The sequence below is a fragment of the Pseudoroseicyclus sp. H15 genome (genome assembly GCF_054353345.1).
The window spans coordinates 1-19,158 of the sequence record NZ_JBTHJE010000010.1; the positions used below are offsets into that span (position 1 = coordinate 1).

The 19,158-nt window shown below is 65.6% G+C and carries 29 protein-coding genes; 16 read left to right on the forward strand and 13 right to left on the reverse strand.

Translation table 11 applies throughout. The features are described 5' to 3' along the window. The coding region (locus ACXN5S_RS19255) for a hypothetical protein (RefSeq protein WP_458607112.1) at window positions 1-257 on the reverse strand (257 nt) is incomplete at its 3' end. A gap of 450 nt (window positions 258-707) precedes the next feature. Between ACXN5S_RS19255 and ACXN5S_RS19260 the strand changes: the two genes are divergently transcribed. Continuing rightward, entirely contained in the window at window positions 708-3,158 is a 2,451-nt protein-coding gene (locus ACXN5S_RS19260) for a sensor domain-containing protein (protein ID WP_458607113.1), read from the forward strand. Here ACXN5S_RS19260 and ACXN5S_RS19265 read toward each other — a convergent pair. The 11 genes from ACXN5S_RS19265 to ACXN5S_RS19315 all read right to left on the reverse strand — a co-directional run bounded on the left by ACXN5S_RS19265 (window position 3,150) and on the right by ACXN5S_RS19315 (window position 7,545). Beyond that, on the reverse strand, window positions 3,150-3,371 hold the full coding sequence (locus tag ACXN5S_RS19265) for a hypothetical protein (RefSeq protein WP_458607114.1): 222 nt from the start codon (window positions 3,369-3,371) through the stop codon (window positions 3,150-3,152). The genes ACXN5S_RS19260 and ACXN5S_RS19265 overlap by 9 nt on opposite strands. Before the next feature lie 377 nt (window positions 3,372-3,748). Then, window positions 3,749-4,774 (reverse strand): site-specific integrase, encoded by a 1,026-nt coding sequence (locus ACXN5S_RS19270; protein ID WP_458607115.1) that lies wholly within the window; start codon window positions 4,772-4,774, stop codon window positions 3,749-3,751. Beyond that, window positions 4,771-4,953, reverse strand: a complete 183-nt coding sequence (locus ACXN5S_RS19275) for a hypothetical protein (protein WP_458607116.1) — start codon at window positions 4,951-4,953, stop codon at window positions 4,771-4,773. Before ACXN5S_RS19275 ends, ACXN5S_RS19270 begins: the two co-directional genes overlap by 4 nt. Window positions 4,954-4,982: 29 nt before the next feature. Then, complete coding sequence (locus ACXN5S_RS19280; protein WP_458607117.1) at window positions 4,983-5,306, reverse strand: DUF4326 domain-containing protein; 324 nt, start codon at window positions 5,304-5,306, stop codon at window positions 4,983-4,985. A gap of 57 nt (window positions 5,307-5,363) precedes the next feature. Further along, complete coding sequence (locus ACXN5S_RS19285) at window positions 5,364-5,816, reverse strand: hypothetical protein (protein ID WP_458607118.1); 453 nt, start codon at window positions 5,814-5,816, stop codon at window positions 5,364-5,366. After that, window positions 5,816-6,034, reverse strand: coding sequence for a hypothetical protein (locus tag ACXN5S_RS19290; RefSeq protein WP_458607119.1), 219 nt, complete (start codon window positions 6,032-6,034; stop codon window positions 5,816-5,818). The genes ACXN5S_RS19285 and ACXN5S_RS19290 overlap by 1 nt, the downstream gene beginning before the upstream one ends. 97 nt (window positions 6,035-6,131) lie before the next feature. After that, window positions 6,132-6,404, reverse strand: a complete 273-nt coding sequence (locus tag ACXN5S_RS19295) for a DUF2312 domain-containing protein (protein WP_458607153.1) — start codon at window positions 6,402-6,404, stop codon at window positions 6,132-6,134. Window positions 6,405-6,459: 55 nt separating this feature from the next. Continuing rightward, window positions 6,460-6,795, reverse strand: coding sequence for a DUF6378 domain-containing protein (locus ACXN5S_RS19300; protein WP_458607120.1), 336 nt, complete (start codon window positions 6,793-6,795; stop codon window positions 6,460-6,462). Beyond that, on the reverse strand, window positions 6,792-7,127 hold the full coding sequence (locus ACXN5S_RS19305) for a hypothetical protein (RefSeq protein WP_458607121.1): 336 nt from the start codon (window positions 7,125-7,127) through the stop codon (window positions 6,792-6,794). The genes ACXN5S_RS19300 and ACXN5S_RS19305 overlap by 4 nt, the downstream gene beginning before the upstream one ends. Beyond that, window positions 7,124-7,300 carry a hypothetical protein gene (locus tag ACXN5S_RS19310; protein WP_458607122.1) on the reverse strand — a complete coding sequence of 59 codons (177 nt, stop codon included), beginning with the start codon at window positions 7,298-7,300 and terminating at the stop codon, window positions 7,124-7,126. Before ACXN5S_RS19310 ends, ACXN5S_RS19305 begins: the two co-directional genes overlap by 4 nt. Further along, window positions 7,297-7,545, reverse strand: a complete 249-nt coding sequence (locus tag ACXN5S_RS19315; protein WP_458607123.1) for a hypothetical protein — start codon at window positions 7,543-7,545, stop codon at window positions 7,297-7,299. Before ACXN5S_RS19315 ends, ACXN5S_RS19310 begins: the two co-directional genes overlap by 4 nt. A 173-nt stretch (window positions 7,546-7,718) precedes the next feature. Between ACXN5S_RS19315 and ACXN5S_RS19320 the strand changes: the two genes are divergently transcribed. After that, entirely contained in the window at window positions 7,719-8,351 is a 633-nt protein-coding gene (locus ACXN5S_RS19320; RefSeq protein ID WP_458607124.1) for an HIRAN domain-containing protein, read from the forward strand. A 7-nt stretch (window positions 8,352-8,358) separates the two neighbouring features. Here the strand turns inward: ACXN5S_RS19320 and ACXN5S_RS19325 are convergent, their stop codons facing one another. Further along, window positions 8,359-8,940: a helix-turn-helix domain-containing protein gene (locus ACXN5S_RS19325; RefSeq protein WP_458607125.1), complete on the reverse strand. Its 582-nt coding sequence runs from the start codon at window positions 8,938-8,940 to the stop codon at window positions 8,359-8,361. 97 nt (window positions 8,941-9,037) lie between these two features. On the opposite strand from ACXN5S_RS19325, the gene ACXN5S_RS19330 reads away from it, so the two are divergent. The 14 genes from ACXN5S_RS19330 (at window position 9,038) to ACXN5S_RS19395 (ending at window position 19,157) form a co-directional block, all read left to right on the forward strand. Further along, the gene (locus ACXN5S_RS19330; protein ID WP_458607126.1) at window positions 9,038-9,322 is read left to right on the forward strand and encodes a hypothetical protein; all 285 of its coding nucleotides are present in this window, start codon (window positions 9,038-9,040) and stop codon (window positions 9,320-9,322) included. A gap of 199 nt (window positions 9,323-9,521) precedes the next feature. Continuing rightward, window positions 9,522-9,980, forward strand: coding sequence for a hypothetical protein (locus tag ACXN5S_RS19335; protein ID WP_458607127.1), 459 nt, complete (start codon window positions 9,522-9,524; stop codon window positions 9,978-9,980). Further along, on the forward strand, window positions 9,977-10,297 hold the full coding sequence (locus ACXN5S_RS19340) for a hypothetical protein (protein WP_458607128.1): 321 nt from the start codon (window positions 9,977-9,979) through the stop codon (window positions 10,295-10,297). Before ACXN5S_RS19335 ends, ACXN5S_RS19340 begins: the two co-directional genes overlap by 4 nt. A gap of 41 nt (window positions 10,298-10,338) precedes the next feature. After that, complete coding sequence (locus ACXN5S_RS19345; RefSeq protein WP_458607129.1) at window positions 10,339-10,659, forward strand: hypothetical protein; 321 nt, start codon at window positions 10,339-10,341, stop codon at window positions 10,657-10,659. Further along, window positions 10,656-11,300, forward strand: coding sequence for a hypothetical protein (locus ACXN5S_RS19350; RefSeq protein ID WP_458607130.1), 645 nt, complete (start codon window positions 10,656-10,658; stop codon window positions 11,298-11,300). The genes ACXN5S_RS19345 and ACXN5S_RS19350 overlap by 4 nt, the downstream gene beginning before the upstream one ends. A 177-nt stretch (window positions 11,301-11,477) precedes the next feature. Further along, the gene (locus tag ACXN5S_RS19355; RefSeq protein WP_458607131.1) at window positions 11,478-12,056 is read left to right on the forward strand and encodes a hypothetical protein; all 579 of its coding nucleotides are present in this window, start codon (window positions 11,478-11,480) and stop codon (window positions 12,054-12,056) included. Further along, window positions 12,053-12,679: a transcription termination/antitermination NusG family protein gene (locus ACXN5S_RS19360; protein WP_458607132.1), complete on the forward strand. Its 627-nt coding sequence runs from the start codon at window positions 12,053-12,055 to the stop codon at window positions 12,677-12,679. The genes ACXN5S_RS19355 and ACXN5S_RS19360 overlap by 4 nt, the downstream gene beginning before the upstream one ends. Window positions 12,680-12,802: 123 nt before the next feature. Then, window positions 12,803-13,147 (forward strand): HNH endonuclease, encoded by a 345-nt coding sequence (locus ACXN5S_RS19365; RefSeq protein ID WP_458607133.1) that lies wholly within the window; start codon window positions 12,803-12,805, stop codon window positions 13,145-13,147. Between the two features lie 81 nt (window positions 13,148-13,228). Next, complete coding sequence (locus tag ACXN5S_RS19370) at window positions 13,229-13,738, forward strand: hypothetical protein (RefSeq protein WP_458607134.1); 510 nt, start codon at window positions 13,229-13,231, stop codon at window positions 13,736-13,738. A gap of 3 nt (window positions 13,739-13,741) precedes the next feature. Then, window positions 13,742-15,481, forward strand: coding sequence for a terminase large subunit (locus ACXN5S_RS19375; protein ID WP_458607135.1), 1,740 nt, complete (start codon window positions 13,742-13,744; stop codon window positions 15,479-15,481). Window positions 15,482-15,553: 72 nt separating this feature from the next. Continuing rightward, window positions 15,554-16,756 (forward strand): phage portal protein, encoded by a 1,203-nt coding sequence (locus tag ACXN5S_RS19380; RefSeq protein WP_458607136.1) that lies wholly within the window; start codon window positions 15,554-15,556, stop codon window positions 16,754-16,756. Further along, entirely contained in the window at window positions 16,734-17,588 is an 855-nt protein-coding gene (locus ACXN5S_RS19385) for a head maturation protease, ClpP-related (RefSeq protein WP_458607137.1), read from the forward strand. The genes ACXN5S_RS19380 and ACXN5S_RS19385 overlap by 23 nt, the downstream gene beginning before the upstream one ends. 17 nt (window positions 17,589-17,605) lie before the next feature. Then, on the forward strand, window positions 17,606-18,847 hold the full coding sequence (locus ACXN5S_RS19390) for a phage major capsid protein (protein ID WP_458607138.1): 1,242 nt from the start codon (window positions 17,606-17,608) through the stop codon (window positions 18,845-18,847). 82 nt (window positions 18,848-18,929) lie between these two features. Further along, window positions 18,930-19,157, forward strand: a complete 228-nt coding sequence (locus ACXN5S_RS19395) for a hypothetical protein (RefSeq protein ID WP_458607139.1) — start codon at window positions 18,930-18,932, stop codon at window positions 19,155-19,157. Window position 19,158: the final 1 nt, after the last annotated feature.

A 19,158-nucleotide genomic window follows, 5' to 3' on the forward strand; every position in this document is an offset into this window, starting at 1 on the left:
ACCGTTGCCAACACCCATGTCTCGATCCAGCTCGCTACAGGATCCGCTCCATATCGCCACAACAAAAATAGCGAAGGAACGATCAACGCGAAATGCAGATTCAGTCCAATCACAACGGCTGGTTGACGCTGACCGGAGAGGATAACTGCCCATGCCAAGATCATTCCGGCAAAGGCTGCTTGCAGCCGGTTGTCGCTGAGGTGAAACAGCAGCAGAAAGGCTATTGTCGGCAGATTGATGAAAACAGCGCGGATCATAAACGCATCTTACAGCAAGTTGTCGTTGTTCCAACGCTATCCGTGGCTGCCGTGAGCTGACCGGCGACTGAGCGAACCTTCATGCAGTGCGCAGCATTGGTCAAGTTGGGCTCGGAGCGGCCCTGCGGCGGCGCAGCGCGTCGTGCGCCTAGCAGGCAGTGGCGGCCGTCGCCCCCGGCCCATACCTGTCGTTCACCGGCCAGATCAACGCGTGGACACGGCTGCACCAAACCTGACATTCCCGCATCGCGCAGCATGTTAACCAGGCGCTGCACGGCCACTTTACCAAGAGATGCCCGATGAGCTGCGCTTCGTGGCGCATGGCGACTTACAATTGCCAGTCGACCAGGTTCCTTCCGATAGCGCTCCCACTCTAGCATTTTACTCAAAAGTCGGTTGAATATACGAGGTGATAGGTAATTCAGTGGATCAGGGTTGATAGGTGTCTCGATGCATTCTGGACTGGAGAAGGCGCCTGTCGCGTATGCTTTCGTCGACCACTCTTTGGTGGTGCGTCAGCATAATCTGGCGGCGGGGCGTTGGGCGGAGAGGCAAGACGGGAGCGCTGTCGGCCTAAACTTCATCGACCTCTTGTCGCCAGAGTTGGTGCCTCAGGTCGAGCCCATGCTCCAAAGGGCGCTTGCTGGCGAGCAAGTCTCGTATGAGCGCTCGATCCTGACGCCGACCGGTCCTCGAAGCTCAATCGCCAATTACGTGCCGGAGTTAGACGATCAGGGCGCAGTCATTGGCATCCATATGTACGTCTGGGACACCACCGGCGCGCGCATGGCTGAACTAGCCGCAAAAACGTCGCGCGACCGGTTTGAGGGGGCATTCAGATACAGTGCAGTCGGCATGGCAATTGTCGGACCGGACGGGTCCTTCATGGACGCCAACCCAGCACTTACCCGAATGCTAGGCTATACGCGGGAAGAAATTCTCGCGACTGACTTCCAACATCTAACGCACCCAGATGATCTCACCGGCGATCTGGATCTATTACAAAAGCTGATCGACGGTACCGCAGACGCCTATAATTACGAAAAGCGCTACATCACAAGTTCAGGAAATATTGTCTGGGGAATTCTGTCGGTCTCCGTTGTCCGTGAGGCTGACGGAACTGTCGCTCACTTCGTGTCGCAGATCCAAGATATCACCGAGCGGAAAGAGGCCGAAGAGAAACTTTACCAGGAACATGAGCTCTCCGAGGTCACACTTCGGTCCATAGGTGACGGCGTGATCACAACCGATGAGCACGGGGCAATCACCTACCTCAACCCTGTGGCAGAGGAACTCACCGGTTGGACCACCGAGCTCGCCGCGGGACGCGATGTCTGTCTCATATTCGATGTGAGGGGGGCCGACGAGCAGCGTGTTACGTGCCCAATGACACGTGCTCTACAAACAGGCTCCATCGTCGAGCTTGAGGCCAACTCGATGTTGAGAAGGCGGGATGGCTCTTACCTCCCGATCGAAGACTCGGCGGCGCCGATCCGGAGTCGTTCCGGCGACATCATCGGAGGGGTCCTCGTCTTTCAAGACGTGTCGAAGCGTCGTGCATTGGCGATGGACCTAGAGTTCTTAGCGCACCATGATTCTCTGACCGGGCTTCCAAACCGAACGCTATTCAAGGCTCGTGTTGCAAGCGCTCTGGACGATGCGAAGAGATCAAACTCGGAGTGCGCGGTCCTTTTCTGCGACATTGACCGGTTTAAAACCGTTAACGATACCCATGGCCATGCGGTCGGTGACGAGGTGCTGAAGAAACTCGCAGAGCGTCTTCTCTCGTGCGTCCGTAGTGGGGACACCGTGTGCCGATGGTCAGGTGATGAATTCACGATTCTTTTGCCTAAGGTTCACGGACGATATGGGGCGAAGCTTGTTGCGGACAGAGTGGTGAAGCTTGCACGCGAGCCGATCTTTGTCGACGAGACGGAAGCCAATATCGAAGTCGGTATCAGCGTAGGTGTCAGCATATTTCCCAATGATGCGGACAATGCTACCGCGATGATGTCCGCTGCGGACAGCGCCCTCTATGAAGTGAAGCGCGGAGGCCGGAATGCCTATGCTTTCCACAGCGCCGAGCTTGATCGCGCTGCACAGGAGCGCCTATTTAACGAAGCGCGGCTGAGGGAGGCGCTGAACGATGATCTCCTCGAGGTGCACTACCAGCCGCAGATCTCCCTGGCGGATGGAAGTCTAAACGGCGTCGAGGCTCTCGTTCGGATCCGGCACCAAGGTGAGCTTATCTATCCTGGGGACTTCATCGGTATCGCCGAGGAAACTGGGCTCATCCATGACCTTAGCAGAAAAGTATTTCGAGCTGCTTGCAGGCAAGTGAGCATGTGGCAAGGGACGAACCTGCAGCATTTAAAAGTTTCCGTGAATCTCTCGGCTCTTCGGCTTCGGTCCGACGAGATGATCGCCCACAAGCGTGCTGCGCTTGAGGAGTTCGGGCTAAGCGCGTCCCAATTCGAGCTGGAGATTACCGAGAGTGTCCTTGTCGGCAGCGATCGGTCGTTTGAAGAGCAACTGAACACGCTCAGTTCTATGGGCTTCAGGCTATCGCTCGACGACTTCGGGACGGGCTTTTCGAACCTCGCCTATCTGCGACAACTACCAGTGCAGACGCTGAAGATAGATAGGAGCTTCGTCTCCAGGCCCGATGTAGACACCGCGATCGTAAGGTCGGTCATCGGTCTGGCGCATTCTTTCGGCAAGACCGTCGTGGCCGAGGGCGTCGAGACGGCTGATCAAGAGGCCTCACTCCGTCGCCTGGGATGCGATGACGCACAAGGCTATCTATACGGAAAAGCCATGACTGCGACAGATCTGGCAAAGGGCTTTGGGAAGGACATCAAAGCCGACCACCGAAAATCCCCAGTGCTGCGTCTAGCGTAAGCGAGCCTTCTTCTCGGCGAGCAGGCTGACTACCGTGGCGGTAGGTTTAAATCGCGGACTACAACGACCGATCATATCGCGCGGCGGAAGAACTGCAGGAGCGAGCATCGCCGTCCGAGCTTCATCCAACAATCCGTAGCGCTCGATGTAGCCAACCAGCGCGCGCTCCAAATCGTCGATCCTTCGCAGAGCTTCGTTGCAATTGTCGCACATGGCCTCACCTCCCTTGGACCGTGCCACAGTGTCTCCAGGTCGTTAATAAATAGTTAGCGCATAGACGAAGTTACTAATGGTGGAGCACACTCACCTGCGAGCCTCACTAAGCAGGCTCACCGCGATCTGAGGACCATCGCCGCACACGGCGATTAGCCGCTAACCGCCCTGCCGCGACACTGGTTTGCGGCAGCAGCGAAGGTCGGCTCTCCGCCCTTCTTAGACGCTCCTAGGTGCCGCAGTGAAGCGACCTTCATGCCGGACCAAGAGATCGAGCGCAGTCGGGCCCATGTGACGATGACTAGAGCCATATATCGCGTCGAACGGGTTTTCGCTTTGCGTAACGTGCCCGGAGCTCGAGGTTTTCCGAGACCGCTTCAAGGCGTTTGGTGGCTGGCTTTCTCGCGTCTAGATTGCGCCCGCTTCGACGCGTTCCGCTGGTCTGCCCGTGCACGGTATTTCCGCACCATTTCCAGCGTCTTGTGGCCGGTAACGGCCTGTATCTCGCTGTCGCTGCAGCCCGCTTCGGAGAGCTGCACCGCGGCCGTGTAGCGCCACCCATGCGGCACGAGCCGGCCAGGGCCGGTGAGAACCCCGATTCCCTCCCGCGCCTCCTCGATCGCCGCCTGCACCTGGCGCTTACCGAGCGGCTGCGTGAGGTTCTTCGCGAGGATGTAGGCGCCGCGCTTCTGCAAGGTGTCGAGGTAGCTGCGCAGGCGGGAAGGGCAGAAGATCCAGAGGTCGGCGCCGGTCTTCTCCTGCACCACGCGCATAAACTCCCCGTCGAAATCCTCCCATCGCATCTTGATGCAGTCGCCGATCCGCTGGCCCGTGCCGAGCGCGACCTCATACGCGGTCCGCGTCGTCGTCAGCCCGTGCGCGTCGCAGTAGGATTCGAAGGCGCGGAGCTTCGCCTCCGGCCAGGGCTCGTATGCCCCGCCCTTCAGCTTTGGCACGTCCTCCACCGGATTGCGCTCGATCCATTCCAGGTCGACGGCGTGACGGCAGAGGACGGAGAGCACCGCCACCCGCTCATTCGCCTTGCTCCAGGTCTCCTGCAGTGCGTCACGGGCGGCGATGGCATGCTTGCGTCGGAAGGCGCGTATGTCCTTCGGACCGTTCTTTTCGCGGATGGCATCGCAATGCCTGCGGTAGTTGGCACGAGTGCCGGCGGCGAGCTTCAGGTAGGCTGGGTTGGCGAGGTAGCTCTCGATCAGCGCGTTCCAGCTTGTCTTGATCGGCGCCTTCCGCTGGCCGTTGCGGGTCGCCCAGTATTCGACGCTGAACTCTTCGGAGCCGGGATCGTCAGGGAGCCGCCGCCGAAACTTCCCTTTGCGGAAGTAGATGTAGCTCCTACCCTTGATCGTCTTGAATTCCAGGTAGGGCAGGTCGACGCGCTTCATGTCTCGAACTCGTCCTCTTCCTCGATCTTCGCCCCGGTGAGGGCGTCTTCCAGGGCCCGCACCGCCCACCGCTGGTTGCTGGCCAGCATGACGGGCCGCGGCAAGGCCCCCGCATCCACCAACCGCGTGAACTCGTCGAGCGGCAGCGACAGCATGTGCGCGGCCTCACGGTCTGTCACGGCAATCTTTATCGAACGTGGGGAGGGCATCAGGCTGGCTCCTCGTTCGCTAGCCTGACTAGCACGTCTCCATGGCAGGGTCCCTCGAGGGGGCACCAGCACGCGAGATCCTGCCCCCGCAACTCGCGCCGCGCACAGGCGCGTTCAGCGCTTGCCCCGACGCTCTCCCCAGTCAGCCACGCCTCATGGCGCTCGACGGCTTCCTGCCTCGTCAGCGAGCGGGTGATGCCCTCGGCGGGACATGTGTGACCGATCCGGTAGGGATTGCCCCAGAGGCTCGACAGAGCGACGACGACAGCCCCCTCCGGTCTGCGCCAGCTGCTGCGACGGGACAGCTGGATCTGTTCAGGCATGCTTGCCCCTTTTTCTTGCCTGCCGGTGCCGCATGACGATGTTTGGATCAATGAGCTTCATGCTGCCAGTCCCGCGCCCGCGAGGATACGCCCGGCGGTGAGCCGGGTTGCCGCATCGTTGCTGATGGCGATGACGAGATTGGCCCAGTCCCAGCGGGCGGCCATCGGCAGAGCCAGCACCGGCGTCACCGCCAGCCAGCGAAGTTGAGCGCGCAGGCGGACGAGGTCTCCGGGATCTGCCGGTGCCTTGTAGCCGCCGATCGCGGTGCGGGCGACGCAACGCCATAGATCGGCAGCCTGCATGGGGGTGGGCGCTGTTGCGGTGAGCGCATGAAGGTGGAACTGCGCCATTGCCCGCACCTCTCCCGTCTCCAGCGCCTTGAAGTCGGCACGGGGAAAGTGGCCGCCCTGTTCAAGGATCTCGGTGACCAGCCGCTCGGGCATGTCCTTCACCGGCATCCGGTCGAGCTCGTCGGAGAGCCGGTTTAGCGTGTCGAAGATCTCGTGCATCAGAAGAGCTCTCCCGTGGTGGGGGCGGCGCCGGGCCGAATGACCTCGACCGCTTCAAGAAGGACGAAGGGCGCGTCTGTCTGCTCGGCCAAGCGCGTGGCGGCGGCGAGCGCATCTGCACGTGAGCTGTAGCGCTGCCGAGGCTCGGTCTTGTCGCCCTGGCGGCGGGGCTGGCGGGCGATCATCCAGAAGCGGGCGAAGGCGGGCAGGTCAGCCATGGGGAGAACTCCTCTGCCGGCGGATGCCCGCGCCGGACGCGTGAGTGGTGGGCGGCGGGGTGGAGGAACCCCGGGCATCGCCGCAACTCGGGAGAAGTCACATGCCGAGGGAGGAGAGGTAGAGCTCCATGACGGATTCCTCTTCGGCGATGTCATCGGCGTCGCGCTTGCGGCGGGCGATGATCTTGCGGATGACCTTGGTGTTGAAACCGCGGCCCTTGGCTTCGGCCATCACTTCCTTCTGCGCATCCGCGATGTCCTTCTTTTCTGCGTCGAGCCGCTCGTAGCGTTCGATGAAGGCGCGCAGCTCAGTTCCGGTGGCGCTGATGATGGGCTTCTGAGCCGCGTCGAAGTCGGGGTCGGATTTCATCTGGCCATCAGGCATGGAAGGCTCCTCGGCAGGGGTGAGAGACGGGGTTCGGGGCTCATTCATCGCTGGGCATGAAGAGGCCCTCGGGCGGGCCGCCTTGCTGCCGCGGTGCCCGCTGGACCTGAGCGCCGGCGACTTCACCGCCGAGACCGGCATAGCCGGCCAGGTCGACCCAGTTGTCGCCATGACCGGGGTTGTTCCAGGCGCGCACGATCTTCAGCTGCGCGAGCATGAGCGCCACCTGGGCAGGGGTGATGGCGGCGCCAGTGAGAGCAGACCAGAGCGCGGCGAGCTGGCCGAAGCTCTGCTCGGCCGAGCCGTGCGTGGCGGCACGATCCACGGTGACCGCGCGGTTGGCCTCGGCCAGGATGTTGGTGCGCGGCTGGGTCATGCCGCGCCCGCCTGGGCGGCGCCGTAGAGGCGATCTACCCGTGCGCACCAATCGTCGATGACGCCCGAGATGCTGCCGCCCTGCGCGCCGATGGCGAGGAGGTCGATGATCTGCCAGCCGCCCTGAACGGGGGCGAGCATGGGCGGCGCAAGGTGGAGCCCGCGCGCGGCGGCAAGGTCGCGCAGCAGGCTCATCTCGGAGAGCAGGACACGCTCGGCTGTGCCGATGCCGTCTCGCAGAGCCCGCGCGGCTGTGAGGCGCATCTCGCGGAGCTGGACGCCCTCGGAGGCGGTGAACCCCTCGTTGGGGTCGTAGGGCTGGGCGCCGGTCATACCCGGCCCCCTTGGATGACGCGCAGCTTCGGGCGCAGCTGGCGCCGGCGGGTGCCGTACCAGGTGGCGGTGACCAGCCGCGCCAGAGCGACGAGCGACGGCCGGTACTGATCGGGTGCCGCCAGAACGGCGCGCGCATCGATGACGGCGCGGGGTGGGTCGGGGCGGGTCATGCCAGCACCGCCAGCAGGATCGTGCAGAGTAGTACGGCGACCGCGGGCGCCGTCGCCAGCGTCATGGGCGCCCAGCCCGGCATCTTCGGATGAAACCAGCCGCCGGAGGGGTAATAGGACGCGCCGCAGCGCGGGCAGTCAGCGATCTTTGCGAAGGTGTCGCGGCGCCAGACCATCTGGTGCCGGCAGAACAGCGCGCGGCTCCAGTGGTGGCGGTTGCGAGAGCGGGCGGCGAGGGAAGGCATGTGGGGCTCCATCGGGTGGCCGATGGAGAAGAGAGGTGCCAAAAGCGCACTAATACGTCAAGCTATAAATTGCTATTATCGCACCTATCGTAATCTTTTGTACTGGATTGGAAGCTTGATCGGCCCGCCTGAGCCGGGGCATGATTCGAAAAACTCGGAGAGGAGGGGCATTCATGATATGGATCTGGCTGGCGTTCGGCGTCGTCACGGCGATCGCGGCATCCTCGCGGGGGCGCAGTTTTTGGGGGTGGCTGCTGATCGGCTGTGTGACGGGGGTCTTTGGCCTCGTCGCAGTTTTGGTCATTAAGGATGTGAGCGGATCGCGTGCAGCGTTACATGCTCCGTCGCCAAAGCCGCAGGTGTCGAAGTATGCAGCTCGGGCTGGGCGGGCCGAGCCAAGTGCGCAGGTTGGCACTCGGCGACGAGTGCTGCGGGTCAGGGGCGATGGCCATTACCTGCAAGAGGTCGTCGGCGAATCTCAATACTGCGCCTCAATTCGGCGAGCGGTGGGGGACCCGGGAGGAGACGGGGTGGATGTTCGCAAAACCGTGACGCTCGAGCATCAGCCACACAATGCGCATGACAAGAACGCCGTCGCGGTTCGGCTGGAAGGGTCGATCGTGGGATACTTGCCGCGGGACGACGCAGCAGAGTGGGTAGAGGCTCAGAGGGCTCAAGCCTTGTCCGCCATCCAGGTCACCGCATCGGCGAGGATCCGAGGCGGCTGGGAGCGGCCCGGCGACGATCACGGGCACTTCGGCGTCCGGATAGACGCCGCGTATCCATTTGAATTCTACGAAGCATAGGCCCTGCTCAGGCGATCCAGCTGCCCCGGATCAGGCCGACTACCCGGCCCAAAATTCCGATGGTGTGGCTGTTTTCCCCGATGTGGGCAGCTTCGTTGCCGACAATCAGCCAAGGGTCGAGCCACTTTCGCACCTGAGTGGCCTCGTTGCCGTAGTCGTCTGTCATCGTGCAGATGACGAGCTCGCCGACGCGGCGATCCCCTTTCGCGTCGACAATGAGAAGGTCGCCCCTCATCAGGGCGAGATCTTTCGCATCTGACTTCAACCGGAAGGTCATCGGGTGCGCGATGCGCTTGCCAGCAAGTGAGATTAGCAGCCCGATGTCGCCGCTGCGATCCGCCTCATATGGCTCGACGGCCGCTTCAGAAAAGCCGGGGGGCTCGCTTCCATCGCGTTCACCGTCGGCGATGTGCATCCCGAAATAGCTTAGGACGGCTGGTATCTCCTCGGCCTGCACGGCGCGAGTACCGGCGAGCACCTTTGAGAGCTGCTGGGTGCTGATGCCCATCGCTTCGGCGAGGCGCGCTTTCTCGCCGCGCGAGCCGTCGCGAAGTCGCCTTTTAAGCCAAGCGCCGTCGATCACATCCATGGCTAAGCTATTGGCACCATGGGCCCCTACGTGAAATTGCGATAAGAGCACGCATCAAGATTGACAATAAGGTGCCAGATTGGCACTAATCTGTCTCATGACCAGTCCGGCGGAATGTGTGATTAGGAAATGCGGCGGTGTTGCTGCCACCGCGAGGCTTTGTAATCGGCATCCGACGCGCGTCTCGCGCTGGCCAAAGCCGAGAGACGTCGCTGGGGGAGGAGGCGGGTTCATCCCCTCGCCGGTGCAGCAAGAACTGCTGACGAATGCCCGCGCCAACGGCATCCCTCTGACGCCTGAAGACTTCTTTGCCGATCCGTGCCCGCCGCTGCGCGTCGAGACATCCGAGTTGGCAGATGATGACCGGGAAGAGGCCGCGTGATGGGACATTGCGTGTCATGCTGCCATCTCAACACCCAATCACGTCGCCGCGAAGGAAATCCGCTTTCGCATGAGATCGCGCCGGCCCTGGCCGACGGGCGGGCGCGCGGGCAGGGGGCGGAGCACCGGGCCGGAGAGCTCGGGCGCCGCCTCTGCCGGCCATCGCTCAACCTAAATCACTGTCAATCAAGGGATTAGCCATGGTCTCGGTCCCTCTCGCCCATGCGGCCATCTTTCGCGAACTGGTCGGTCGGCTTGGCGGCGCAGAGGCTGCCGCGGCTGTCTGCCAGGCCAGCGGTCACACCACGACCACTTCCACCATTAGCCGCATGGCATCGGGCCAGATCGCGGTCTCGGTCGATGCGCTGATCGTCGTCGAGGACGCGCTTGGCGAATTCCCCTTCACGCGTCTCGCGGCTGGCCGCCTGGACGATCCGCCGCCGTTCAGGCACCGGCGGGAGGTCTCGCTGCCGCAGCTGATCGGCGACCTCGCCGTGCAGGGCGGTGGCGCCACGGCGGCGCTGATCGATGCCATCAACCCCAAGGGCCCGGGCGGGGCGACGCTGACGCCAGCCGAGCGCGCCGCCACCGCCGCGCGCCTGCGCACCCTGATCGATTGCGCCAGCCGCGCGGTGGCGATGGTGGAGGCGGGCGAATGATCCATGGGCGCAACGTGGTTCTTCGCGAGACGGCGCTCCAGGTGGCCGGCGCGGCACCCGAACGCCGCGATCCTCTTCGCGCGCTCTGGCTGGAGGTCCTGCGCGCGGGCATCGCCGACGCGTTTCGCTGCGAGCTGGGTGAGGGCAATGTGGGCGCTTCGGGGTGGCTCGGCTCGCGCGACTTCCACATCGTGGCGTCCCTGGCGGGGCTGGATGGCGCGGCCCTGATGGCGCGCCTGAGTAAGCTGCTCGCCTCGCCGGAGCAGGTGCGGGCGGCACTGGCCGAGCTTGTTCCCCGCGGCGCGAGGCACCATTGATGACGGCCTCACTGCCTTCCCCCGCTGCGGCGGGTTCCGTGATGACCCGCCCCGAGATCCCGGCGGCGGATCTCGATCCAGAGGCCTGCCGCCGCCTTTGGATCGCGGTCTTGCGGGCCTGCATTGCCGCGGTGGCCTATCGCGCCGCCGGGCGGACGATGACCACCCGGGCCCACGCGCTTGGAATCGATCAGGTGGGCCGGTCCTGGATTGGGAGCCGCGATTTCCACTTGGTCGCCTCGCTGGCCGGTCTCGACGGCAAAGCGCTGGCGGGGCGGCTCAGGGCGCAACTCGCCTGTCCTGGCGCGGCGGCTGCCCTCCTCGACGTGCTGCAGGAACCGCAGGATCGGAGGACCGCATGACCGGCACTCCGGCCCGGCCCACGCTCATCACCTCTGCCACCGATCTGCCGACCTATCCGATCCCCACCGGGCAGCGGCTGCCGGGGCAGTACTTCCTGCGGTTCGAGACCCAGACCTATTTCAACAGCGAGTTCTACCTGCGGGCGGAGCGCGAGGTGCGGGCCTGCTATCTGGAGCTGATCTTTCACGCCCAGCATCAGTCGCCGCTCGGGACGCTGCCCGTCGATCCGCTGCAGCAGGCCCGGCTTCTGCGCATCGGTCTCGACGAATGGCAGGCGCTCTGCGCGCGCGATCCCTCGCCCCTTTGGCGGTGGGAGCCGTGCATGAGCGACCGCGGTGACCGGCGGCTGATGCACGGCAAGGTGCTCGATGTGCTGCTCGATCAGATCACGAAGCGAGAGGCGGCCGAGGTCGCCAAGGGCAACGATGCGGTGCGCAAGCGGCTCGACCGTCTGCGCTTCCGCATGCGCGAGTCCCGGCGCTTCGCCGAGGCCGAGATCGTCTCGGACACGCTCGTGGAGCGGATCGATGCCTGGCTCATCGGCAACGTGAAGGGCCGGCGCATGGCGCAGCACTTCGATGCGGCTTTCGACAAGGCCCAACGGGAAGGCTGGACGGATGGTCTGATGGCAAGGCGCTGAGAACGTTTGTGAATTAGTGTCCGCTGGACAGTCCGGGACTGTCCAGGACGTTCCGCCGGACACTCACGGACAGTCCGCTCCTAGAGTCAGAATCAGAAATGAGAATAAGACGTTCCGCTCCGGACACTACGGGGGAGCGAGAGCGGTGAGGTGGGACGGCTGAGAAAGGGGTGAGACATGGCTGAGACCGAATCCAACCGGCACCGGGTGCGGCGGCTGCTCTACGCGCCGCTCGGCTTCCGAACGAAGCGCGGTGAGGATGCCGAGGCGCATGCCCGGCTTCTCGACGGGCTGGCCGACGACCTGGCCTATCTGAGCGACGACGATCTGAAGACGCTGCGCCGGATGGTGGAGGTGCATGGCGATGGCGCCAAGCGCGACATCTGGCCCTCGATGGCCACCTTCCGCGGCCTGGCACAGATCGTCCGTCCCCGCCCGCTCGCCGAGCTGCCGGCTCTGAGGAGCTGGTTCGCCTCGGTCGAGGGCCCCCGCGCCTGGGCTGAGGGCACGCTTGTGGAGACAGCGCAGTTCTTCGAGCGCAAGCGGGTGCCGCCATACAAGCCGGGCGACAGGCAACTGATCCTGGAGCGGGCGCAGGAGAATGGCCGGCGCCTTGCCCTGATCGAAGAGCGCGAGGCGGGCGGCTGGTCGCTGACCGATGACGACGTGGCATGGGCCCGCGCCTACAAGGCGCAACGCGCCTGGGCGGAGGCCCTGCTCGACGAGCTGGCGAAAGAGAAGGGGACTGCGGCGTGAGCTATCACATGGGGCAGGTTCTGCCGATCGAAGACGCGCGGCAGCCCTTGGGCGAGAGCACGGCGGCCCAATGGTTCATCCTCACGACACCGCCGCAGCGGGAACGGGCGGCAAGCGCCTGGCTGCTTCGCCTCGGGCTGGCTGACGTGTGGTTCCCGACAGAAGAGGCATGGTCCATCCGCAGCCGTGGCCCGCGACGGAAGGTCCGGTACGAGCGGCTCATCGCGCCTCGCTATGTCTTCGCGCTCTTCGATCGCCAGCCGATTTGGGATGTCCTGTTCGACCGTGCCCTGGATCGGATCTCTGGCGTCGTCGGCCACGATGGCCAACCTTGCGCAATCCCATACCGCGAGATGGCCAAGATGAAGGCCGTTCCACAGCGGCTTGAGGCCCTCCGCCGGATGGAACTGGACCGTGAGAGGGCGGAGCGACTTGCTCGGGCGCCGGTGGCAGGCGAGCCCGCAGCCATCTGTGCGGGGCCGCTGGCTGGCAAGGTGGTCGATGTCTCGCGCATCGACAGGGGCATCGCGAGCTGGATCATGGGCGCCATCCACGGCTCCAGCCGGACAGAGGACATGCGGAGGCTTGACGGATTGCCGGAGGCTCGGCATGTTCCCGATTAACCCCGTGAGTAGCCGCATTGCGACGGTCGATAAGCGTGGGGATGCCTGCCCGCCAGCCAATAGGCCCTCGGCAGTGCCAGTGCGTAAGCTATGTCCTGACATTCCCAATTGCGATCTGATCTGATGGGTCGGCTCAAGACGCTCAAGCCCGAGTTGCGCCGTGCGCCGGCGCGCCTGGGCTTTCTGCCGAGAGATGTGGAAGAGCGGCGGACCAACCCGCTGCGGCATCTCTACAAGACGGCCCGCTGGCAGCGCCTTCGCTGGAAAGTGCTGACCCGCGATCTCTTCACCTGCCGCCGCTGCCACAAGCTGGAGGCGGACACCTCGCTCCTCGTCGCCGACCACGTCATCCCGCATCGCGGCGACGAGGCGCTGTTCTGGGACGAAGGCAACCTGCAATGCCTCTGCACGACATGCCACGACGGGGCAAAGCAGAGGGAAGAGGCCGCCGCCCGACGCCATCGCTGAGGGGGAGGGGGGGGCAAAAGTCCGGGAGGCCATCCGGCCTAGACCGGCACCATTCCCCCACGCGGAGAATTTTTTCGAGCCATGACGAAGTTTTCGGACGATCGCGAGACCGACCTCTTCGGCAATCCCGTCAGGGACCGCCACGGCAAGCGTGGGCGGCCGGCTCTGGAACTGACCTCGGAGGATCGCGACATGGTGGAAGCGGGCTGTGTACGCGGCTGGAGCAACTCCCGCATCGCGAAATCCGTCGGGATCTCCGACGCCTCGCTGAAGCGGTATTTTAGAGCCACCCTCAAGGATCGCGATACGGCCCGCGACCGGATGGAGCTGGCGGTGTTCGCGACGACAGCGCGGGCCGCGATCGAAGAGGGCAGCGCCTCGCATATGCGCCAGCTGCGCGACATGCTCGACCGCGACGCCCGCCTCGCCGCCGACCGCAACCTGGCCGAGCGCCAGGCGGAGGCGGACGAGGAGGCGCCGGTGGCGCCGGGCAAGAAGGCGGCGCGCCTGGCGGAGGCCAAGTCCGCCGGCGGCGATTCCTGGGGCGACGATCTCCTCGGGCATCTCGGTGCCCAGGCGAAGCCTCACTAAGCCATGAGCGCGCCTGTCCGCTCCGCCGCCTGGGCCACGGCCGTCCCGGCCTGGCAAGACATGATCCGGGACCGGCGCACGCCGATGCCGGACCTGCCGCTCTTCGATGCAGAGGCCGAGCGGGCCGTGCGGATCTTCAAGCGCCTGCGCATCCCCGACGTGCCGGGCATGCCAACCAACGGCGAGGCCTGCGAGCCCTGGGTGTTCGATCTGGTCCGCGCGATCTTCGGCTCCTACGACCGCGAGACAAAGCGGCGCATGCTGCGCGAGATCTTCCTGCTCGTGCCGAAGAAGAACGCCAAGAGCGCCATGGCGGCGGCGATCATCGTCACTGCCGCCATCCTCAACGAGCGGCCCGAGGCGGAGCTCCTCCTGATCGCGCCGACGATGACGATCGCCAAGATCGCGTTCAAGCAGGCCTGGGGGATCATCCGGGCCGACGACGAGCTGGCAAAACTCTTCCATGTCCGCGAGCACATGCGGACGATCACCCACCTGGTGAGCCGCGCCGAGATCGCCATCAAGGCGGCGGATACCGATGCCATCACGGGCGGCAAGGCGACCTACACGCTGATCGACGAGACGCATGAGTTCGCCAAGAAGTCGAAGGCGGCGGATGTGTTCATCGAGATCCGGGGCGCCCTGGCCTCGCGGCCAGATGGCTTCCTGATGCAGATCACGACGCAGTCGAAAGAGCCGCCGGCGGGGGTGTTCAAAGCCGAGCTGACGCGGGCCCGGGCGGTGCGCGACGGCAAGATCGAGCTTCCGATCCTGCCGGTGCTCTACGAACTGCCGCCCGACCTCGCCGAAGACTGGCGCAACCCCGAGACCTGGGGCCTCGTGAACCCCAACCTGGGCGTCTCGGTCGATGGGACCTTCCTCGCGGACCAGCTCCGCGCGGCGACCGAAGACGGCCCCGCCGCGCTGGCGCTGCTCGCCTCGCAGCACTTCAACGTCGAGGTGGGTGTTGGCCTGAAGGGCGACAGCTGGATCGGCGCCGAATACTGGGCCGGCGCCAGCCTCGTGGGCACCGGCCGGAGCCGGTCGGAGAATGCGCCGACCGGGCTTGCCGCGCTCGAAGCGCTGATCGCCCGCGTCGAGGTGGCCGTGGTCGGCATCGATGGCGGCGGTCTCGATGACCTCCTCGGTCTCTCCGTCTTCGGGCGGGATCGCGAGACGAGCGAATGGATCGCCTGGTTCCGGGCATGGGCGCAGTCCGATGTATTCGAGCGGCGCAAGGAGATCTCCGCCCGGCTGCTCGATTTCGAGAAGGACGGCGATCTCGTCCTCCTCGGGCCCGACAATCCCGCCGGCGACATCGAGGAGATCGCCGAGATCGTGGGCCGGCTCCTCGATGCGGACCTCCTGCCGGAGAAGGCGGCGATCGGGCTCGATCCGGCGGGCGTCTCGGCCATCGTCGATGAGCTCGACGCCCTGGGAATCGCTGACGGCCAGATGGTGGCGATCGGGCAGGGCTACCGGCTCTCGCCCGCGATCTGGGGGATGGAGCGGGCGCTGAAGGCCAGGAAGGTGCGGCACTTCGGGCAGCCGATGATGGACTGGGTCCTCGGCAACGCCAAAACCGAACAGAGGGGGTCGGCCGTGGTGGTGACCAAGGAAGCAGCCGGCAAGGCCAAGATCGACCCGCTCGTTGCGGGCTTCAATGCCTTCCAGCTGATGGCCCGCAATCCGGTGGGGAAGGGACCGTCGGTCTATGAGAGCCGCGGCATCCTGGTGGTCTGACGGGTGGGCCTGCTGTCTTTCTTGAGGTCGGCGCCGACGGCGGCGAGCTCACCGGACCCGGCGCCGCGCGCCATGGCCGGTGAGGGCAGCGAGTTCATGGGCCTCGACGATCCGCGACTGCTGGAGTTCATCCGCGGCGGCGCAGGAACCCAGACCCAATCCGGGGCCTCGGTCAACGCGAAGACGGCGCTGCGCAACACGACGGTCCTGCGCTGCGTCTCTCTCATCAGCTTCTCGGTGGGCATGCTGCCGCTGCACCTGCATCGGAAGGAAGACTCCACGAAGGCGTCGGACCATCCGCTCTTCCGCCTGCTGCACCGCCGGCCCAACGCCTGGCAGACCGCCTTCGAATTCCGCTCGCTCATGCAGCAGCGCGCCCTCATCGACGGGGACGCCTTCGCGCTGAAGGTGATGAGCGGGCGCCGCGTGATCCAGCTGGTGCCGATCGCCAATGCCCGCGTGACGGTCAAGCAGCGGGCGGACTGGAGCCTCGAATACCGCGTGCGGCGCGACGGGCAGGGCGAGGCGGTCTACTCGGGCCGGGAGATCTTCCACCTGCGCTACGGCATGAGCGAGGATGGCATCACCGGCCTGTCGCTCGTGCGCCAGGCGGCCGAAGCGATCGGGCTGGCGCTTCAGGCCGAGCGGGCCTCGGCCCGGCTCTTCCGGCAGGGCGTCATCGCGGGCCAGGTGCTGAGGCACCCAGGCAAGCTCTCGCCCGAGGCCTTCGAACGGCTCCGCGACAGCATGGCCGAGCACGAGGGCGCATCGAACGCCCACCGCACCAAAATCCTCGAAGAGGGCATGGAGCTCGACGGGGGCGGGATGTCCGGCCGGGACAGCGAGGCGACCGCGCAGCGCAAGCTGCAGATCGAAGAGATCGCCCGCCCCTTCGGCGTGCCGCGCCCGCTGCTGGCTGTTGATGACACATCCTGGGGCTCAGGCATCGATGTGCTGGGCCAGTTCTTCGTGCGCTACGGTCTCTCGCCCTGGTTCGAGGCCTGGCAGCAGGCCATCGAGCGCGACCTGCTGACCGAGGCCGAACAGGAGATCTACGAGGCCAAGTTCAACGCCGGCGCGCTCCTGCGCGGCTCGATGAAGGACCAGGCCGATTTCTTCGCCAAAGGTCTCGGCGCCGGCGGACATCAACCCTTCCTCGAGGTCGACGAGGTGCGCGGCTGGCTGGACCTGCCGCATAGCGACAACCTTCCGCCCCGCCTGAGCGCGGCGACCCATCCCAAAGGAGAGACCGATGAGCCTCCGCAAGCTGCCTGAGCTCCATGCCCACCGCCTGCCGAGCGTCTGCGCCTTCGAGGCCGATCCGGCTGCCACCCAGAAGTGGAATGCAGCCGTCATGGCGGCGGAGAGCGATGACCGGACGATCTCGATCCTCGACGTCATCGGCGAGGATCACTGGACCGGCGGGGGCGTCACCTCCAAGCGCATCGGCGCCGCGCTCCGCGCCATCGGCGACCAGGATGTCGTCGTGAACCTCAACTCGCCCGGCGGGGATTTTTTTGAGGGCGTCGCGATCTACAACCTTCTGCGCGCCCATCCCCGCAAGGTGACGGTGCGGATCCTCGGCATTGCCGCGTCGGCCGCCTCGGTCATCGCCATGGCGGGCGATGACATCCAGATCGGCAAGGCGGGCTTCCTCATGGTCCACAACGCCTGGGTGGTGGCCATCGGCAACCGCCATGATCTCGCCGAGGCGGCGAAGACGATGGAGCCTTTCGACGATGCCATGGCGACGGTCTATGCGGACCGCGCCGGGGCCACGAAGGCGAAGGCCGCCGGCTGGATGGACGATGAGACCTGGTTCAACGGCGAGCAGGCCGTGGCGGCGGGGCTGGCCGATGGTTTCCTGCCCGCCGATGCCGCCGTCGAGGATGGGGCCAAGGCCGCCAGCCTCGGCGGGATCACGGCGATCCGCCGCGCCGAAGCGGCGCTCGCCAGTGCCGGATTATCTCGCGAGGAGCGCCGTAGCCTCCTCGGCGAGATCAAGAGCGGGGCTGCCGTAGCGCCCCCTGATCGCCCTGCCGTAGCGGGCGGCGACCCTGAGCTGAAGGCCGCGCTTGAGCGCCTTCGCGACACGATCAAATCCTGACAGAGGGAAGACCCAAGATGACGAAGATGATGGCGCCCGCTGCCTTTGCGCGCGGGATCATGGCCGTGCGGGCCGATGCCGGCGCGGGCAATGTCGGCGCTGTGCTGAGCGAGCTGCAGCGCGGCTTCGAAGCCTTCAAGGCCGCGCAGGCCGAGAAGGACAGCGAGGTGCAGGCCCGCTTCGACGATGTGGTGACCACCGAGAAGATGGCGAAGATCGATGCCTCGGTCGGCGAGCTGCAGGCCATCGTCGATGAGGTGAACGCCAAGCTCGCCGCGATGGCGCTCGGCGGCGACGATGGCCCCTCCCGCGACCCCGAATATACCACGGCCTTCCGTGCCCACTTCCGGCGCGGCGACGTGCAGGCGGCGCTCAACAAGGGCGCCGACGACGAGGGCGGGTATCTCGCGCCGATCGAGTGGGACCGGACGATCACCGACAAGCTCGTCGAGGTCAGCCAGATGCGGCAGATCGCGACGGTCCAGAACATCTCCACGGCCGGCTTCAAGAAGCTCTACAACCTGCGCGGCACCGCCTCGGGCTGGGTTGGCGAGACGGCCGCCCGCCCGCAAACGGCGACCGGCGAGTTCGGGCAGATGACGATCACCCCCGGCGAGCTCTACGCCAACCCGGCGGCGACCCAGCAGATGCTCGACGACGCGGCGGTCAACCTGGAGGAGTGGCTCGCCAATGAGGTCGAGACCGAGTTCGCGCTGCAGGAAGGTCTTGCCTTCATTGCCGGCGACGGCGCCAACAAGCCGCGCGGCTTCCTGACCTTCGCCACCGGCGGCGCGGCGGCCGCGGTCAACCCGCTGGGGCCGATCCCGGTCAAGACGGCGGCGGCCCCGGCGGCGGTGACGGAAGACGAGCTGATCGACGTAATCTACAGCCTGCCGGGCATGTACACCGCCGAGGCGCGCTTCACGATGAACCGCACCACGATGGGCGCCATCCGCAAGCTGCGCGATGCCGATGGCCGGCAGCTCTGGCAGCCCTCCACCGCGGCGGGCCAGCCCTCGACGCTGCTCAACTACCCCGTCACCGAGCTGCCGGGCATGCCCGACCTCGCCGCCGGCGCCCTGCCCATCGCCTTCGGCGATTTCCGCCGGGGTTACCTGATCGTCGACCGCACCGGTGTCCGCGTTCTCCGCGATCCCTACACCAACAAGCCCTACGTGATGTTCTACACCACGAAGCGCGTCGGCGGTGCCGTCAACGATCCCCAGGCGCTGCGCGTCCTGCGGATGGCCGCGGCGTAAGGCGCTCCCCCAAGAGATCAGACCACGGCCCGGCCCGCGATCCCCGCGGGCCGGGTCTTGCCCCTGCCAGATGGAGAGACCCATGGCGAAGAAACCCACCAAGGCTGAGGCGGCCAGGACGGCCGCGGCCAAGCCCGACACGGCCACGCCCCCGACTTCGGCCCCCGCCGATCCCACGCCTGCCGAGACGATCGCCGGGACCGTCGCGGCGCAGAACGCCCGCGACATGAACGACCCGGCCAATCGCAAGCCCGGCGATGAGGGCTATGTCGGCCAGGGCCTCGACGCCTCGGTCTACGGGAAGGGCTGAC

Excerpts from the sequence above, each read along its gene's own strand:
- ACXN5S_RS19270 (WP_458607115.1), bottom strand. The coding sequence starts at position 4,774 with ATGAAGCGCGTCGACCTGCCCTACCTGGAATTCAAGACGATCAAGGGT.
- ACXN5S_RS19320 (WP_458607124.1), top strand. The coding sequence starts at position 7,719 with ATGATATGGATCTGGCTGGCGTTCGGCGTCGTCACGGCGATCGCGGCA.
- ACXN5S_RS19355 (WP_458607131.1), top strand. The coding sequence starts at position 11,478 with ATGGCTGAGACCGAATCCAACCGGCACCGGGTGCGGCGGCTGCTCTAC.
- ACXN5S_RS19325 (WP_458607125.1), bottom strand. The coding sequence starts at position 8,940 with ATGGATGTGATCGACGGCGCTTGGCTTAAAAGGCGACTTCGCGACGGC.
- ACXN5S_RS19330 (WP_458607126.1), top strand. The coding sequence starts at position 9,038 with ATGACCAGTCCGGCGGAATGTGTGATTAGGAAATGCGGCGGTGTTGCT.
- ACXN5S_RS19285 (WP_458607118.1), bottom strand. The coding sequence starts at position 5,816 with ATGCACGAGATCTTCGACACGCTAAACCGGCTCTCCGACGAGCTCGAC.
- ACXN5S_RS19260 (WP_458607113.1), top strand. The coding sequence starts at position 708 with ATGCATTCTGGACTGGAGAAGGCGCCTGTCGCGTATGCTTTCGTCGAC.
- ACXN5S_RS19280 (WP_458607117.1), bottom strand. The coding sequence starts at position 5,306 with ATGCCTGAACAGATCCAGCTGTCCCGTCGCAGCAGCTGGCGCAGACCG.
- ACXN5S_RS19375 (WP_458607135.1), top strand. The coding sequence starts at position 13,742 with ATGAGCGCGCCTGTCCGCTCCGCCGCCTGGGCCACGGCCGTCCCGGCC.
- ACXN5S_RS19335 (WP_458607127.1), top strand. The coding sequence starts at position 9,522 with ATGGTCTCGGTCCCTCTCGCCCATGCGGCCATCTTTCGCGAACTGGTC.
- ACXN5S_RS19300 (WP_458607120.1), bottom strand. The coding sequence starts at position 6,795 with ATGACCCAGCCGCGCACCAACATCCTGGCCGAGGCCAACCGCGCGGTC.
- ACXN5S_RS19305 (WP_458607121.1), bottom strand. The coding sequence starts at position 7,127 with ATGACCGGCGCCCAGCCCTACGACCCCAACGAGGGGTTCACCGCCTCC.
- ACXN5S_RS19315 (WP_458607123.1), bottom strand. The coding sequence starts at position 7,545 with ATGCCTTCCCTCGCCGCCCGCTCTCGCAACCGCCACCACTGGAGCCGC.
- ACXN5S_RS19390 (WP_458607138.1), top strand. The coding sequence starts at position 17,606 with ATGACGAAGATGATGGCGCCCGCTGCCTTTGCGCGCGGGATCATGGCC.
- ACXN5S_RS19395 (WP_458607139.1), top strand. The coding sequence starts at position 18,930 with ATGGCGAAGAAACCCACCAAGGCTGAGGCGGCCAGGACGGCCGCGGCC.
- ACXN5S_RS19265 (WP_458607114.1), bottom strand. The coding sequence starts at position 3,371 with ATGTGCGACAATTGCAACGAAGCTCTGCGAAGGATCGACGATTTGGAG.
- ACXN5S_RS19385 (WP_458607137.1), top strand. The coding sequence starts at position 16,734 with ATGAGCCTCCGCAAGCTGCCTGAGCTCCATGCCCACCGCCTGCCGAGC.
- ACXN5S_RS19340 (WP_458607128.1), top strand. The coding sequence starts at position 9,977 with ATGATCCATGGGCGCAACGTGGTTCTTCGCGAGACGGCGCTCCAGGTG.
- ACXN5S_RS19345 (WP_458607129.1), top strand. The coding sequence starts at position 10,339 with ATGACCCGCCCCGAGATCCCGGCGGCGGATCTCGATCCAGAGGCCTGC.
- ACXN5S_RS19290 (WP_458607119.1), bottom strand. The coding sequence starts at position 6,034 with ATGGCTGACCTGCCCGCCTTCGCCCGCTTCTGGATGATCGCCCGCCAG.
- ACXN5S_RS19310 (WP_458607122.1), bottom strand. The coding sequence starts at position 7,300 with ATGACCCGCCCCGACCCACCCCGCGCCGTCATCGATGCGCGCGCCGTT.
- ACXN5S_RS19380 (WP_458607136.1), top strand. The coding sequence starts at position 15,554 with ATGGCCGGTGAGGGCAGCGAGTTCATGGGCCTCGACGATCCGCGACTG.
- ACXN5S_RS19350 (WP_458607130.1), top strand. The coding sequence starts at position 10,656 with ATGACCGGCACTCCGGCCCGGCCCACGCTCATCACCTCTGCCACCGAT.
- ACXN5S_RS19295 (WP_458607153.1), bottom strand. The coding sequence starts at position 6,404 with ATGAAATCCGACCCCGACTTCGACGCGGCTCAGAAGCCCATCATCAGC.
- ACXN5S_RS19370 (WP_458607134.1), top strand. The coding sequence starts at position 13,229 with ATGACGAAGTTTTCGGACGATCGCGAGACCGACCTCTTCGGCAATCCC.
- ACXN5S_RS19365 (WP_458607133.1), top strand. The coding sequence starts at position 12,803 with ATGGGTCGGCTCAAGACGCTCAAGCCCGAGTTGCGCCGTGCGCCGGCG.